The organism is Chitinophaga agrisoli (assembly GCF_008386695.1).
In the GTDB taxonomy this organism is placed as follows: domain Bacteria; phylum Bacteroidota; class Bacteroidia; order Chitinophagales; family Chitinophagaceae; genus Chitinophaga; species Chitinophaga agrisoli.
Genome location: NZ_VUOC01000001.1, coordinates 24,077 through 38,296 on the forward strand (window position 1 = coordinate 24,077; position 14,220 = coordinate 38,296).

Below are 14,220 nucleotides of genomic sequence, written 5' to 3' on the forward strand. Positions count from 1 at the left end.
TATTTTTGACCAATCGATTATATCCCATGTTTACCACTCATGCGCCAATTGGGCTATCCCCTGTTAACAGATGCAGCACCGCTGCTTTATGGCTTACCCCTGCGGATCTACTCAGATCATAGCGCATATACCTGTTCAAATTCATTAATTACCTAAGCAAATCTCTGAAGTCAAAGTCATATGAATGGTTTGACCTTTGCAGCAACTACTTTCGGGAAGGACTGGTTCTCACATTTACAGGCGTATGGCCTGGAAACGGCCGCCAATAGCTGGCTGGAGAAAACCATTACCCAGGCCTATGACGCGCTGGATACTGCTGACCAACAGGTGATGGCGGGCATTATACCCGGCACAGGCGGCGTTGCCTATGTTACCTGCCGTTTACGGGAAAGATTGTATGATGCTATGCTGGAGCCCTTTCTGAGCCAGCGGCTGTCCGTATACAGCACCAAAGAGATCTTTTATGAGCTGATCAGCACCCGGAAGGAACAAGTGTCCCTCTTGCAGCAACATACAGAGGCAGTAACAGCAGCTGAACCGGAAGATGCTATCATCGACGTAACAGAAGACGCCATCATTGATATAACCAGTGAGGAGCGGCCTATTGTGTATGATACGGTCAGCGAGGCTGCCACAACAGCAGATACCGGCGCCGCGGGCGAGGACGATCCCGATAACGGTGCTTATGAAGAGGAAAGCTGGAAGTTGGGGCATAAGTATAAAGCTACACTGGGACTGAGCTCCCAGGAAGCCGGCTGGCTCAATAAGTTCTTTAATCCCTGTAATTCATTCCTGGCTGTTGAAGGTTGCTGTATCGCCACCATCCGGCTGTACCTGCATTGCATGAAAAAGCTGAATGCAGCGCTGATGAAGAAAGGCAAAACCCTATCCAAAGAAGCGAAGCTGTTCCGCGACCTGCTGCAGCTGCCATCCAACGCCAACCCCTATACTGTCACTTACGAGCGGCAGAACTTTGAATCGCAGATCTACCTCACCATCTTTAAACGGGCAGAGAATGCGGTGCGGGAATTCTATCAACATAAACGCAAGATTGGCCAGGCTTTTCCTTTTGCCGCCTATGCAGCCCGGTTTGAGAAAGCATTCGGCGCACTGACTACAGAGATCCTGAATGATAGCGACCACGCCATTCCGCTACCTGACCGGGAAACGGAGCTCCAGCTGAACAAAATGAACGTGAACCGCTGGAAAGCCAGTTTTGACCAGTGGGTAAGCACCCTCAATGAAAATAATGCAGCCCAGATAGCTGATCAGGTAACCCGGTTATGTGCCGCCAACGTACAGAACGACACACTGGAGAATATCTACTACGAGGCCTCCAAATCATTTGCCCGGGTGGATAAGGAAATGGCGGTGCGTTTTTACCTGCATTATATATACACCGATCTGCACTCTGAAAAGATAGACAACCGGCAACTGGGTAAAACTATCCAGAAAAACCTGTTTGCCAGTACAGAGCAGTTACAGGCTTTTGAAGTGATCGCCAACCAGCTGATCGCCAGCAAAGACCTGCCCGCCGCCCTGACAGCCGTTGCCACCATTTATGAAAAGAAGCGGCGACGGATCAACCTGGACGATGCCGCCATTGCCGCGGTGCGGGACCTTAACCGGGAAACCGTAGAGCGGCTAAACGTGATCTTACAGGAAGATGAGGAAGAAATGGCAACAGCGGGCGAAGAGATCACCATACAGCTGCATAGCGCTGCGCCGGCTGTCAGCAGCACGGAAAATATAGTATTTGTTACCGGTCTTGACCTCAATGATCATCAACGCGATCTGCTCACCTTATTCAGGGACAATGACTGCAGCCTGCCGGCCGGGGAGGTAATCAGTTATGCCAGGAGCCGGAAACTGTTTAAGAACCAGCTGATAGAGAGCATCAATGATTGTTGCTATGAGCAGCTGGATGATATACTGATCGAAGAAGCGGAAGACCGCTATGAAATGAATGCATTCTACTATCAAAAAATCATTAATCTATGTTAGGCGATATTAAACCAAAAGAGGCAACAGCCGTTATCAACTCGCTGCTGGGCGGGGTAGTACCCAAGATAGGCGTACAGCATATTGCAGTAGGACGTTCGGCAGAGGTAAATGCTTTCCTGAACGCCCTGGAAGATGTGAAGAACGGGCATAGTATGGTGAAGTTCTGGATAGGTGATTTTGGCGCGGGTAAGTCCTTTATGATGCACCTGTTGAACACCGTAGCCATTAAACAGAAGTTTGTTGTGGCCAATGCGGACTTTACGCCGGAGAACCGTTTATATGCTACAGATGGAAAAGCGGTAGCCCTGTATTCCGCCATCATAGATAACATTGCTATCCAAACCAAACCGGAAGGCGGCGCCCTCCCGGTGCTGCTGGAAAAATGGATAGAACAGACCATTACCAGAACCGCGCAGGAAAAAGGCCTTTCTCCGGATGCCATCCGCGAAACGGCTAACCTGCCGCTGGTACGGGACGCCATCATGCGTACCCTGAATAACTTAACGGAAGTAGGCGGTTTTGATTTTGGGCAGGTAATGACCCGGTATTATGAAGGCTATATCACCGAAGATGAATTACTTCGCAAGAACGCCCTCCGCTGGCTGAAAGGCGAATACCGCAGCAAAGTGGAAGCCCGGCAGGACCTGGGCGTGCGGGAGATCATCAATGACCTGAACTACTACGACATGCTGAAGAACTTTTGCAAACTGTTTGTAAGCATTGGTTACAGCGGGTTTATGATCAACCTGGACGAGGCTATTAATCTCTATAAGATCTCTACCGGCGCTATGCGCGAAAAGAACTATGAGAAGATCCTGAGCATCTATAATGATTGTTTCCAGGGAAAAGTAACCAACCTGTTTGTAAACTTTGCAGGCACGCGGGAGTTCCTGGAAAATGAGCGCCGCGGCCTGTTCAGCTACCAGGCATTAAAATCCAGGCTGGAAACTAATAAGTTCGAGACCGCCGGTGTAAGGGATTTTGCACAGCCGGTACTGCGTTTAATGCCGCTTAGCCATACGGAGATCTTTGTGCTGCTCCAGCACCTGAAACAGATCTTCGACTTCAACTATAAAGTGAGCGTGGACATTACGGACGACGATATACAGCTCTTCATGGAAGATATGTTCAACAAACCCGGCGCGCATGAATTCCTGACGCCGCGCGAGGTGATCCGCGATTTCCTGAACGTGCTGAGCGTACTGCGGCAGAATCCCTCACTGGATAAACGCCAGCTGATCAGTGATATCGAGATAAAAGATGAAAGACCCGCAGAAAATTCATTACAGAATATAGAAGAGATCTAATGGGATTTGAGCTATTGTCGGAACCTATTCGCCGGTATATACGGGAAAAGCGCTGGGAATCCCTACGGGCCATCCAGCAGGCAGCCATTGTGCGTATCATGGGCACAGAGGATAATTATATACTGGCCTCACGCACGGCCTCCGGTAAAACGGAAGCGGCTTTTCTGCCGGTATTATCCAAAGTGGATTTTAAAGAGCCCGGCGTACAGGTATTGTATATTTCTCCGCTGATCGCGCTGATCAATGACCAGTTTGTGCGCTGTGAGGACCTTTGCAAACACCTGGATATACCCGTGACCAAATGGCATGGCGAAGCGAATAAATCAGGGAAAGACAAACTGATAGCCAATCCCCGGGGCGTGGTCCTCATCACCCCGGAATCTATAGAGGCCATGCTGGTGAACCATGCCGGCCGGGCCAAACACCTGTTCTCTAATCTTAAGTTCATTATCATAGATGAGATCCATACTTTCCTGGGAACAGACAGGGGCACGCATCTGCAGTCTTTAATATCCAGGATAGGCCGCCTAAAGACCGGTGCGCCGGTACGGATCATTGGGCTGTCTGCCACTATTGGCAAGGATAACTACCAGGTAGCTAAAAGCTTTACGGGTAATGCCAACCAGACAAAAGTATTGGTGGATACAACGGCTAAAGAAACGGCCGCTACGTTCAAATACGTTCCTTCTGACGCGGAATATACCGTTGCCTTTATGGAGGAACTGTACGAGCTGACGAAGGATAAAAAAGTGCTCGTCTTCCCCAATAGCCGGGGCCGGGCAGAAGAGGTAGCGGTAAAGCTGAGCAAGATGGCGGAACGCAAAAAAGGGCATCCCTACTATTTCTCGCATCACTCTTCTGTAGATAAGAGCCTGCGGGAATATGTAGAGCATTTTGCCAAGACCAATGAGCGGCATAACTTCTGTATCTCCTGTACCTCTACACTGGAATTAGGTATAGACATAGGGGCAGTGGACCTGGTGGTGCAGATAGACGCCACTGCCAGTGTAGCCTCCCTGGTACAGCGCATAGGCCGTAGCGGCCGCCGGGAAGGGCTCATCAGCACACTGATGCTGTATGCCACCAATGGGTGGCAGCTGTTGCAATCCCTTAGCTGCTGGCTGCTGTACCGGTCGGAATTTATAGAACCGGTACTGCATTCAGATAAACCTTATGACCTGCTGTTTCACCAGATCTTATCCACCCTTAAAGAAACCAATGGCATCAGCAAAACACAGCTGGTACAGCAACTATTGACCAATAGCGCTTTCCGGCAGATAACAGAGAGCGAGATCAATAATCTGCTGCAATACATGATCATGAGGGATTATGTGGAAGACCTGCACCGGGAGCTGATCATCGGCTATGAGGGAGAAAAGCTCTCAGATAATAAAGAGTTCTTTGCGGTGTTTACTACGCCTACTTTTTTTAAGGTAGTGCATGATGGTACTACAGTTGGGGAACTGCCTTTTATTGCTGCTGCGGTAAAGGAAGACGCCAATATTTTCCTGGCGGCGCGGATCTGGAAGATCATTATGGTTGATACCAAGGCACGCAAGATAAGGGTAGAACCGGCCAGGGATGGCAAGAAGCCTATTTTCACGGGCGACGGCGCCGATGTGCATCCTAAGATAAGGGAAAAGATGATGGAGCTGCTGTACAGTGAGCTACCGTTGGATATACTGGACGAAACAGCGGTGATAGCGCTCGAGGAACTGCGGTTTGATTTTAAGTCAAACCCATTGAACGCCCAGGCTGGTGAACGGCCCTATATACGAAAAGAGGAGGTGTTCGCATACTACACCTTCACCGGTTCACGTATCAACAGAACTATAAAAGAGCTGTTATCCCTGGCATATATTGGTTGCGAGAAATATGATGAAGAGGAAAGCGTGTTCGTGATTAAAATGGACGCCTGCAGCCCGGAGGAACTGCCTGCACGCCTGCTGGAAATATTGCCTACGCTGGAAGATGTTGTGCAGGAAGAACTGGAAGAACTGGAACGGGCACGGGCAGCGGCAGCAGAAAAAGCAACCAAAAAAGCGCCAGCCGTAAAACCAGCTGCAACAAAATCAGCACTGGAGGCCGCAGCAGAAAAAGCGCCTGTCAATGAAGCCACAACCGATGACGATGACGACCTTGAAGAAGACGACGCCAACTACGCCAGAAACAGCCGCTTCCCCACCACCAAATGGGGCCGCCACCTGCCCCCAGACCTGCAAACCCAGCTCATTCTGGCCACCTGGTTTGATATACCCGGTACCGAAGCCTTTCTGCAGCAATTAAAGTTTGTGAAATGTTAAAATCAACAATTTAATATACATGACAAATTATAACATGTATATTGGAATTCCTGGATTAAATATATCTGTATATGGCTATTAACTTACAAAAGGGACAACGGATAGACATAGGCCTCACGAAAATAAGCCTGGGCCTTGGCTGGCACCCGAACGAAGGCACCGGCGCCGCTTTTGACCTGGATGCATCCGCATTTATGATCGATGAGAACCGTGTGATCCCTAAAGAAGAATACTTTATTTTTTATGGCAATACCGACTCCCCCGACGGCGCGCTGCACCATACCGGTGACGACCCCACGGGCGGTAATAGCGATGTGGGAGACGATGAGACCATACAGGTGGATCTGAGCAAAATAGACCCGCGTGTAAAGGAGATCCTGTTCGTAGTGACCATCCACGAAGCCACCAGCCGGCGGCAGAATTTTGGACAGGTACGGGATTCTTATATCCGTATTGTGGACGATGCTACCGGTAACGAGATCGCCAAATACGAGCTGGGAGAAGACTTCTCCATTGAGACCGGCGTTGAATTTGGCCGCCTGTACGTAAAGGATGGCAAATGGAAGTTTGAGGCCTCCGGCATTGGTTACAAGGAAGACCTGGCTTATTTCTTATCCAAATACTTTAAAGGACAGATCATCAAATAAATCCTAAAAACCTATATATGGCAATTAGCTTAGTAAAAGGTCAGACCATTGACCTCCGTAAAAACGATCAGGGAGAAGAGTTTGACCTTTCTATGGTCACCATCGGCTTAGGCTGGGATGTACGGCAGAAGCAGAGTAGTGGTGGTTTCTTTGGCAAGCTGATGGGCGGCGCAAAAAAAGAAGAGGAGTATGATCTGGACGCCGTAGCCCTGCTGCTGGACGCTAACGGCAAGGTAGCCAACCTGGGCCGCAGCGTACAGACCAAAGATGGTCGTAGCGTTGGCCTGTATGAAAGCGATGTGGTATTCTTTAATTCCATGAAACATCCTTCCGGCCATATCTGGCTGACAGGCGATAACCGTACCGGCGCAGGCGATGGCGATGATGAGCAGATCATCATCAAACTGGATGAGCTGGATAATAAATTCCAGAAGATCCTGTTTATGGTGACCATTTACCAGGGCCGCCAGAATAACCAGCATTTTGGTATGATAGATAACGCGTTTATCCGTGCGGTAGACCGGAAAGGCAAAGAGATCGCCAAGTTTAGCCTGTCAGGCGACAGCACCTATAACGGCATGTGCTCTATGACCTTTGCAGAGATCTACCGTAAAGACGGCGCATGGAAGTTCCGGGCGCTGGGTAATCCCCACCAGTCCGACAGCTTTGTAGATGAATTAAAGAAGCTGGTATATTCCTGATCCGTATCCGCTACTCATGAGAAAATTACCTGTTTACATTTTACTAGATACCTCCGGTTCCATGAACGGGGAACCGATAGAAGCCGTAAAAAATGGCGTGCAGGTCATGATCAGCACCTTACGGCAACATCCGCAGGCGCTGGAAACGGCGTTTATCAGCGTGATCACGTTTGATACTTCCGCCCGGCAGCTGTTACCATTGACGGACCTGGCCTATTTCCAGATGGTGGACATCAAAGCCTCCGGCACTACCGCCTTAGGCGCGGCGCTGGAGCTGGTGAGCATCTGTATTGACAAGGAAGTAGCCAAGACCACTACGGAGCAGAAAGGCGACTGGAAACCGCTGGTATTCATCCTCACGGATGGGGTGCCTACGGATAACTGGCAGCATGGCCTGGAACAATTCAAACAGCGCAAGGTAGCCTTTACCGTTGCCTGCGCCGTAGGCGGCAATGCGGATACCGGGGTGCTGAAACAGATCACGGATAATGTGGTGAGCCTGGAAACGGCTGATGGTCAGCATATCTCTAAATTCTTTACCTGGGTCACGGCTTCCGTAGGCGTTAGCTCCACCAAAGTGGAGTACTCCGGTAAAGAAGTACTGGGCCTGGATGAGCTGCCCCCTCCCCCGGCGGAACTGAATATTGTGACCTAGCTGCATATTGTGACATAAGCATTCAACCTATTTGAACATGCGAAGACTACCGGTATTTTTCCTATTGGATACCTCCGGCTCCATGTATGGAGAGCCCATACAGGCGCTGAATAATGCCCTGAGCGGTATGGTGAACACCCTCAGGCTGGATCCGCAGGCACTGGACTCCCTGTGGCTGAGCATTATCACCTTTGACAAAGAAGTAAAGGAACTGATGCCGCTAACGGAGCTGGTGCATTTTCAGCTGCCGGAGATCAGCTGTCCGCAAAGCGGGCCTACCCATACCGGCCGGGCGCTGGAATTCCTGCATGGCAGGGTAACCAGCGAAGTGCGTAAAAGTACCCCCACGCAAAAAGGCGACTGGCGGCCCCTGTTATTCATTTTTACAGACGGCAAACCATCAGACCTCCAGCTGTACCGTGAGATGATACCACAGATCAAGGCGCTGAACTTTGCCGCCGTAGTAGGCTGCGCGGCTGGCAAGGCAGCGGATAACGGCCTGCTGAAAGAGCTGGCAGATACCGTAGTGCACCTGGATACCGCGGACAGCGCCACGCTGAAACAGTTCTTTAAATGGGTATCCGATACCATAGAACAGGGCAATAAGAGCATGGGCACCACTTCGCAGGTAGTGCTGCCACCGCCGCCCCAGGAAGTGATCCTGATCGTGTAAACCTTATCTGCAAAAATTGTTTTCAACCTTTATCCATTATGCGAAGACTGCCCATATACTTCCTGATAGACGTATCTGAATCCATGGTGGGAGAACCCATCCAACAGGTAGAAGAAGGACTGGCCAATATTATACAGGCATTAAAAGCGGACCCCTACGCTATAGAGACCGTATGGATCTCTATTATTGTTTTTGCGGGTCAGGCTAAAACACTGGTGCCCCTGCAGGAGATCATCAATTTTTACCCGCCCCGTTTTCCCATAGGCGGCGGCACTTCCCTGAGCAAAGGGCTGGGCCACCTGATGTATGAGCTGCGGAAGAACCAGGTAAAGACCACCTATGAGCAAAAAGGCGACTGGAAGCCGATCATCTTCCTCTTCAGCGATGGCGTGCCAACGGATGATAGCCAGGCGGCCATAGCAGAATGGAAACAGAACTGGCAGCGGGCAGCCAATATGGTGGCCATTTCCTTTGGGAATGAAGCAGACACGCATATACTTTCCTCACTAACGGAGCATGTGCTGCATTTTAAGAATGCCAATGCGGCGGCTTATAAACAATTCTTTAAATGGGTAACGGATTCCATCAAGACCAGCAGCGTAAGCGTGGAGAATAATGCTTCCGGGTTTGAGCTGGCGCGTATTCATGATGACGATACCCTGTCAAAAATAGACCTTACCAAACCTTTACCACCGGCCAGTTATACGGACAGCAATTTTGCCGTACTGGCAGGCAAATGCCAGAACATGCAGCGGCCTTACCTGATGAAATACCGCCGCTCCGTAGAAGAAGCCGCCATTTACGGGCTGGACATCAACCGGCTCAATTACCGGCTGGTGGGCGCATACCAGCTGGATAACTCCTATTACGAACTGTCTGACGGATCGGCCACCCTGTCCCGCATAAACAGCGACGAACTGATAGGCAGCCCTACCTGCCCCTGTTGCGGTAACCAGGTAGCCTTTGCCATGTGTGGCTGCGGGCAGATCCATTGTATAGGAGAAGACCGCCAGGGCCGTTGTCCCGGTTGCGGTACGCAGGGTACTTACGGCAGCAGCGGGGAAGGGTTTGACGTTAACCGCGCCCAGGGCTAAACGTAGCAAAAGATGGGCAAAACCTATATTCAGCAACTATTCAAGGCATACAATATTACGGTGGATGCCGGCCGTCAGCAGCTGTTCGAAGAATTTATGTCGGATGAACGGAACATACTGGCGGCGGAGCAGATCATCACAAATCAACGGCTACTCATGGATACATGGCAGTTTAAGAACCGGTTGGCAGATATTCAGCAGCAGCAGGTGGTTATTCCCAATGCAACAGTAGGTAAGGCTTATACGGCCCGGTTTGATTTTGCACAGCTAAAATGGGAGGATTTTACCTGGTCCGGCATTAACGGGCTGGAAGATATTGGACTGGCGTATGATACGGCCACTGCGGAGATCAAAGGTACCCCGGTAAAAAGCGGCGACTTTAAGATCCGGCTGCAGTACCGGCTACAGGGCCAGGCGGAAGAAACGCCGCTGAATGAAAAGCTGGTATCGCTGGTCATCAATCCCAATCCCCGCTCTTTGTGGAAAGACCTGCCCAGTGACCGGGAAGGCGCTTTCTGGAAAGAAGACAATGTGACAGCCTTTGCCCCCCTGGGCGACAAACACCTGGTAGCGGCCTCCAAACGGGGACGCTCCCACGCCAATACCGGCGCTTACCGCGATGATGATTTTGCCTTTACGCACCTGGCAGACTCCGGGTGGAGCATATTGGCCGTAGCCGATGGGGCGGGCAGCGCCATCGCCTCGCGGGAAGGCTCCCGGCTGGCCTGTAATTACATTATAGATTACTTTGAAAAAGAGTTCAGCCCGGCATTGCAGGCGGATTTTGACGCCCTGCTGGCAGAATATGCCACCACCGGCAGCGATGCCACCCAAAAAAAGCTGACCCGTTTTGTATACGATATATTAGGCGCAGCGGCCTTTACCACTCATAAAAAACTGGACGAGTTTGCCGGCGGGCAGGGAATGTCCCTAAAAGATTTTCATTCCACCCTTATCTTTGTGCTGCTGAAAAAGTACGTACACGGCTATGTCATTATGAGTTTTGGTGTGGGAGACTGCCCTATTGGCCTGGTGCATACCGGCGCCTCCGATATTACTTTAATGAACCGTTTGGATGTGGGAGAGTTTGGCGGCGGTACCCGGTTTATCACCATGCCCGAAATATTCAAAAGCGATACCTTTGCGACCCGGTTTGGTTTTAAGCTGGTACCCGGCTTTTCCTATCTCATGCTGATGACGGACGGCATTTACGATCCCAAGTTTGAAGTGGAAGCTAACCTGGACAGGCTCAGCGCCTGGCAATCCCTGCTGGCAGACCTTGGGGGACAAAATGATGACCGTATCCAGGTAACGCTGGATGCGCCCAGCGAAGATACGGCCCGGCAACTGGCCGCCTGGATGGATTTCTGGAGCCCCGGCAATCATGACGACCGGACCTTAATGATCATCTGTTAAGTACGTACTATATTCTAACACCATGAGTACAAAAACGATACATTCAGTCATCACCCCCGGTAAATCTTATCAATACGTTGATAACGGGGAGCCTATGCGGGGTGGGATGAAAGACGTTTACTTCAGCCCCGACAGATCATATGTGGTAGCCTTTTACCGCGACGCCCAGGATCATAACTCGCGGGAGCGCCTGCGGAAGATCGTGACCGATTATTATACCAGCTTCTTTAACCGGGAAGGCGGCGCCTACTACAAGGACCTGTACTGCTGGCCCACAGATATGGTGGAAGCGGACAAACAGGTAGGGCTGATCGTACCATGTTATAACCAGCACTTTTTCTTTAAAAAGGGTTACGCCTCCAATGACCTGATCAAAGGGAAGGAAAAAGAAGGCAAATGGTTCTCATCGCCCAAATTCCGGCACAAACAATTTCCGCTTCGGCTGGATGAAACGGAACTGGGCAACTGGCTCAGCTATTTCCAGATCTGCATTAATATAGCCAGGGGCGTTAAGCGCCTGCACGCCGCGGGACTGGCGCACTCTGATCTTTCCTATAAGAACGTGCTGGTGGATCCCGTATCCAAATCAGCCGCCATTATTGATATAGACGGGCTGGTGGTGCCGGGGCTATTTCCGCCGGATGTGATAGGCACGCCGGACTTTATAGCGCCGGAGGTGCTGGCCACCAAACATCTGGACCTGAAAGATCCTAACCGCAAGCTGCCCAACCGGCTCACGGACCTGCACGCGCTGGCGGTGATGATCTATATGTACCTGTTATACCGTCACCCGTTAAAAGGCGGCAAGGTGCATGACCTGGATACGGAAAAAGACGATCTGCTGGCCATGGGGGAAAAAGCGCTGTTCATAGAGCACCCCACGGATACCGGCAACCGGCCCAAGCTGCAACACATCAACCCCAAGGAACTTCCCTGGGCGGATGTGGAAAAGCTGCCTTATTCCATTACCGGTCCTTACCTGAAAGAGCTGTTCCACCAGGCTTTTGTAACGGGCCTGCACCAGCCGGCACAGCGCCCGCCCGCAGAAATGTGGGAACAGGCCCTGCTGAAAACCACGGACCTGATGCAGCCCTGCAGCAACGACGCCTGCGAGCAGAAATGGTATGTATTTGATAACACCGTTTCGCCCAAATGTCCGTTCTGCGGCACGCCCCATAAAGGCACGCTGCCGGTGCTGGACCTGTATTATGAGTTTAAGCCAACGGTATGGAAACCGGAAAATCACCGGTTGATGGTATACCATAACCAATACCTGTTCCAATGGCATGTGAACCGCAATACCATCCGCAATGAAAAGCTAACGGCAGAGCAAAAGGTGCCCGTAGGCTATTTTACCTTTTACCAGGGTAAATGGGTACTGGTGAACCAGCGGCTGCCATCGCTGAAAGACCTCACGGAAGACCAGGAAGTCCCTGTAGGCACTATGGTGGAGTTAACAGATGGCAAGAAACTGCTGCTCTCCCGCGAGGAAGGCGGCAGGATCGTGATCATCACCATCACCAATAAATCGTAACCAATTGTAACCTGAATAAAACACTGTGAAATGAATGAATTAATTCAGCAAATCATTAACAATCCCGTTCCTTCGCTGATCGTAGTATTGAACCTTATACTGATCGAAAGCCTGTTATCTGTAGACAATGCCGCTGTACTGGCCACCATGGTAATGGACCTGCCGGAAAAACAAAGAGACAAAGCATTAAAATACGGCATTATCGGCGCCTACGTATTCCGTGGCCTGGCCATGCTGTTTGCCTCCTTCCTGATCAAAATATGGTGGCTCAAGCCCCTGGGCGGTCTGTACCTGCTGTATCTGACCTTTAACTGGATCAAAGAGCAGCGCGCAGAAAAAGAAGAGGGCGGAGAGGAAAGCATTGACAAAGGACAGAATTGGCTGTATAAAGCCACTGTGGGCTCTGTTGGTACCTTCTGGGCTACAGTAGCGCTGGTGGAGCTGATGGATATGGCTTTCTCCATTGATAATATATTTGCCGCGGTAGCCTTTACGGATAATATCATCCTGGTATGCCTGGGCGTATTTATAGGTATCCTGGCTATGCGGTTTGTAGCGCAGGCCTTTGTAAGGCTGATGAGCAAATTCGCCTTCCTGGAAGGAGCTGCGTTTATCGTAATTGGTATCCTGGGTCTTAAACTGGCGCTCTCTATTTACGAGCACTTCTTCCCGGAATCCCCGCTTACGCATTTCCTGGAAAGCTCCCTGGCAGATGTCCTTACCTCTATCCTCACGGTGGCTATCTTCCTGGTACCACTGCTGACCTCCATCCTGTTTAACGTTCCTAAAAGGTCTGTTCCGGCGCCGGCCGGCGCGGATGAAGTGGAAGAAGAGGAAGATCAGAAGATTGCCTGATAATACAATACCCGTTTTATACAGCAGCACCTGTCTACGGATAGGTGCTGTTCTTTTTTACATCATATCGGTATTGAGCATGGTGCGGAGGATGTTGGTCTGTACATCGTAGCTGCCTATATTCTGGAGGAAGTCCACATCTGATATCTTTTCGTAGTACTGCCCCAGGAGGGTCTTTACATTATCCGGCAGGGATGTTTTGAGCACATTGGCGCGGCTCATGAGGTTATCATTCTTATCTGTAAGCTCCTGGATGATCCGGGCTTTTTTGGAGAGGGTATTGGACCAGTCTACCTCCGCGATCTGAGACAGCTCGCAGAACAGGAACATATTCTTAGCCGGGAAATACAGGAAATAGCGGTCCATATTCACAAACCGGTAGATCTCTATGATAAGGCTACCGGCGCTAAGGCCGCAATAGAATTCCGTTTTAAAATCCAGCTTGTTCAATAATCCCATTAGCTTTTTGTGGATGATGGCGTGGCTGTTCCGGTATACCTCCGCGGGGTTGTACCTGATCAGCTCTTCCACCGCGGCAGGGGAAATATCGTAATAGAAATCCTGCGAGAAACGGGCGCTAAAGGCATTGATGTTTTTGGAGAAGGGATAGTCTTCCGTCCCGTCAGACAGTACCTGGAACAGTTTCCGCAGGGAGAGGTTGATCTTCAGGGATTGTTTCTGTTTATCCAGGTGGTAGTTCTTTTCAGAGAACACGGAATCGCCCAGGTTATCGATGAGGTCCTTATTGATCTGGACCTCATCGTACAGGAGGCCGGCATTTCTTTCGTTGCCGGCCTTTATTTTCTTCAGTAACTCGATGGCGGAGGCGGTGAACTGGATATGGAAGAGCTCCAGCTTGTTGATGTCGAGCTCCGGGTTGGTCTCAAACAACCTATGGACAACCTGGCTCCGGAGGTATATCTTATAGATAATCTCGTCTTCAAAGAAATTGGACAGCAAGTGCAGCTTGCTGATCGTTTTATTTGACTCATTCAATATGATGGCCAGGTGCTCGTCCATTTATCCGTCTT

12 protein-coding genes are annotated in these 14,220 nt (G+C 50.5%); 11 read left to right on the plus strand and 1 reads right to left on the minus strand.

All coding sequences use genetic code 11. From position 1 onward, the window contains the following. Nucleotides 1–180: 180 nt before the first annotated feature. From F0L74_RS00070 to F0L74_RS00120, 11 genes are all read left to right on the plus strand, one after another. The gene (locus F0L74_RS00070; protein WP_149835817.1) at nt 181–2,004 is read left to right on the plus strand and encodes a tellurite resistance TerB C-terminal domain-containing protein; all 1,824 of its coding nucleotides are present in this window, start codon (nt 181–183) and stop codon (nt 2,002–2,004) included. After that, the gene (locus tag F0L74_RS00075; RefSeq protein WP_149835818.1) at nt 1,998–3,311 is read left to right on the plus strand and encodes an ATP-binding protein; all 1,314 of its coding nucleotides are present in this window, start codon (nt 1,998–2,000) and stop codon (nt 3,309–3,311) included. The genes F0L74_RS00070 and F0L74_RS00075 overlap by 7 nt, the downstream gene beginning before the upstream one ends. A 14-nt stretch (nt 3,312–3,325) precedes the next feature. Next, nucleotides 3,326–5,614 carry a DEAD/DEAH box helicase gene (locus tag F0L74_RS00080; RefSeq protein ID WP_213086852.1) on the plus strand — a complete coding sequence of 763 codons (2,289 nt, stop codon included), beginning with the start codon at nt 3,326–3,328 and terminating at the stop codon, nt 5,612–5,614. Between the two features lie 71 nt (nt 5,615–5,685). Then, nucleotides 5,686–6,261 (plus strand): TerD family protein, encoded by a 576-nt coding sequence (locus F0L74_RS00085; RefSeq protein WP_149835820.1) that lies wholly within the window; start codon nt 5,686–5,688, stop codon nt 6,259–6,261. A 17-nt stretch (nt 6,262–6,278) separates the two neighbouring features. Continuing rightward, nucleotides 6,279–6,962 carry a TerD family protein gene (locus tag F0L74_RS00090; protein WP_149835821.1) on the plus strand — a complete coding sequence of 228 codons (684 nt, stop codon included), beginning with the start codon at nt 6,279–6,281 and terminating at the stop codon, nt 6,960–6,962. Between the two features lie 16 nt (nt 6,963–6,978). Further along, nucleotides 6,979–7,617, plus strand: coding sequence for a vWA domain-containing protein (locus tag F0L74_RS00095; RefSeq protein WP_149835822.1), 639 nt, complete (start codon nt 6,979–6,981; stop codon nt 7,615–7,617). Nucleotides 7,618–7,654: 37 nt separating this feature from the next. Beyond that, nucleotides 7,655–8,290: a vWA domain-containing protein gene (locus F0L74_RS00100; RefSeq protein ID WP_149835823.1), complete on the plus strand. Its 636-nt coding sequence runs from the start codon at nt 7,655–7,657 to the stop codon at nt 8,288–8,290. 38 nt (nt 8,291–8,328) lie between these two features. Further along, nucleotides 8,329–9,384, plus strand: coding sequence for a TerY-C metal binding domain-containing protein (locus F0L74_RS00105; protein WP_149835824.1), 1,056 nt, complete (start codon nt 8,329–8,331; stop codon nt 9,382–9,384). 12 nt (nt 9,385–9,396) lie between these two features. After that, the gene (locus F0L74_RS00110; protein WP_213086853.1) at nt 9,397–10,800 is read left to right on the plus strand and encodes a protein phosphatase 2C domain-containing protein; all 1,404 of its coding nucleotides are present in this window, start codon (nt 9,397–9,399) and stop codon (nt 10,798–10,800) included. A 22-nt stretch (nt 10,801–10,822) separates the two neighbouring features. Continuing rightward, nucleotides 10,823–12,334 carry a helix-hairpin-helix domain-containing protein gene (locus F0L74_RS00115; RefSeq protein WP_149835825.1) on the plus strand — a complete coding sequence of 504 codons (1,512 nt, stop codon included), beginning with the start codon at nt 10,823–10,825 and terminating at the stop codon, nt 12,332–12,334. A gap of 30 nt (nt 12,335–12,364) precedes the next feature. Further along, nucleotides 12,365–13,189, plus strand: a complete 825-nt coding sequence (locus F0L74_RS00120; protein WP_149835826.1) for a DUF475 domain-containing protein — start codon at nt 12,365–12,367, stop codon at nt 13,187–13,189. A 57-nt stretch (nt 13,190–13,246) separates the two neighbouring features. Here the strand turns inward: F0L74_RS00120 and F0L74_RS00125 are convergent, their stop codons facing one another. After that, complete coding sequence (locus F0L74_RS00125) at nt 13,247–14,209, minus strand: hypothetical protein (RefSeq protein ID WP_149835827.1); 963 nt, start codon at nt 14,207–14,209, stop codon at nt 13,247–13,249. Between the last annotated feature and the right edge of the window lie 11 nt (nt 14,210–14,220).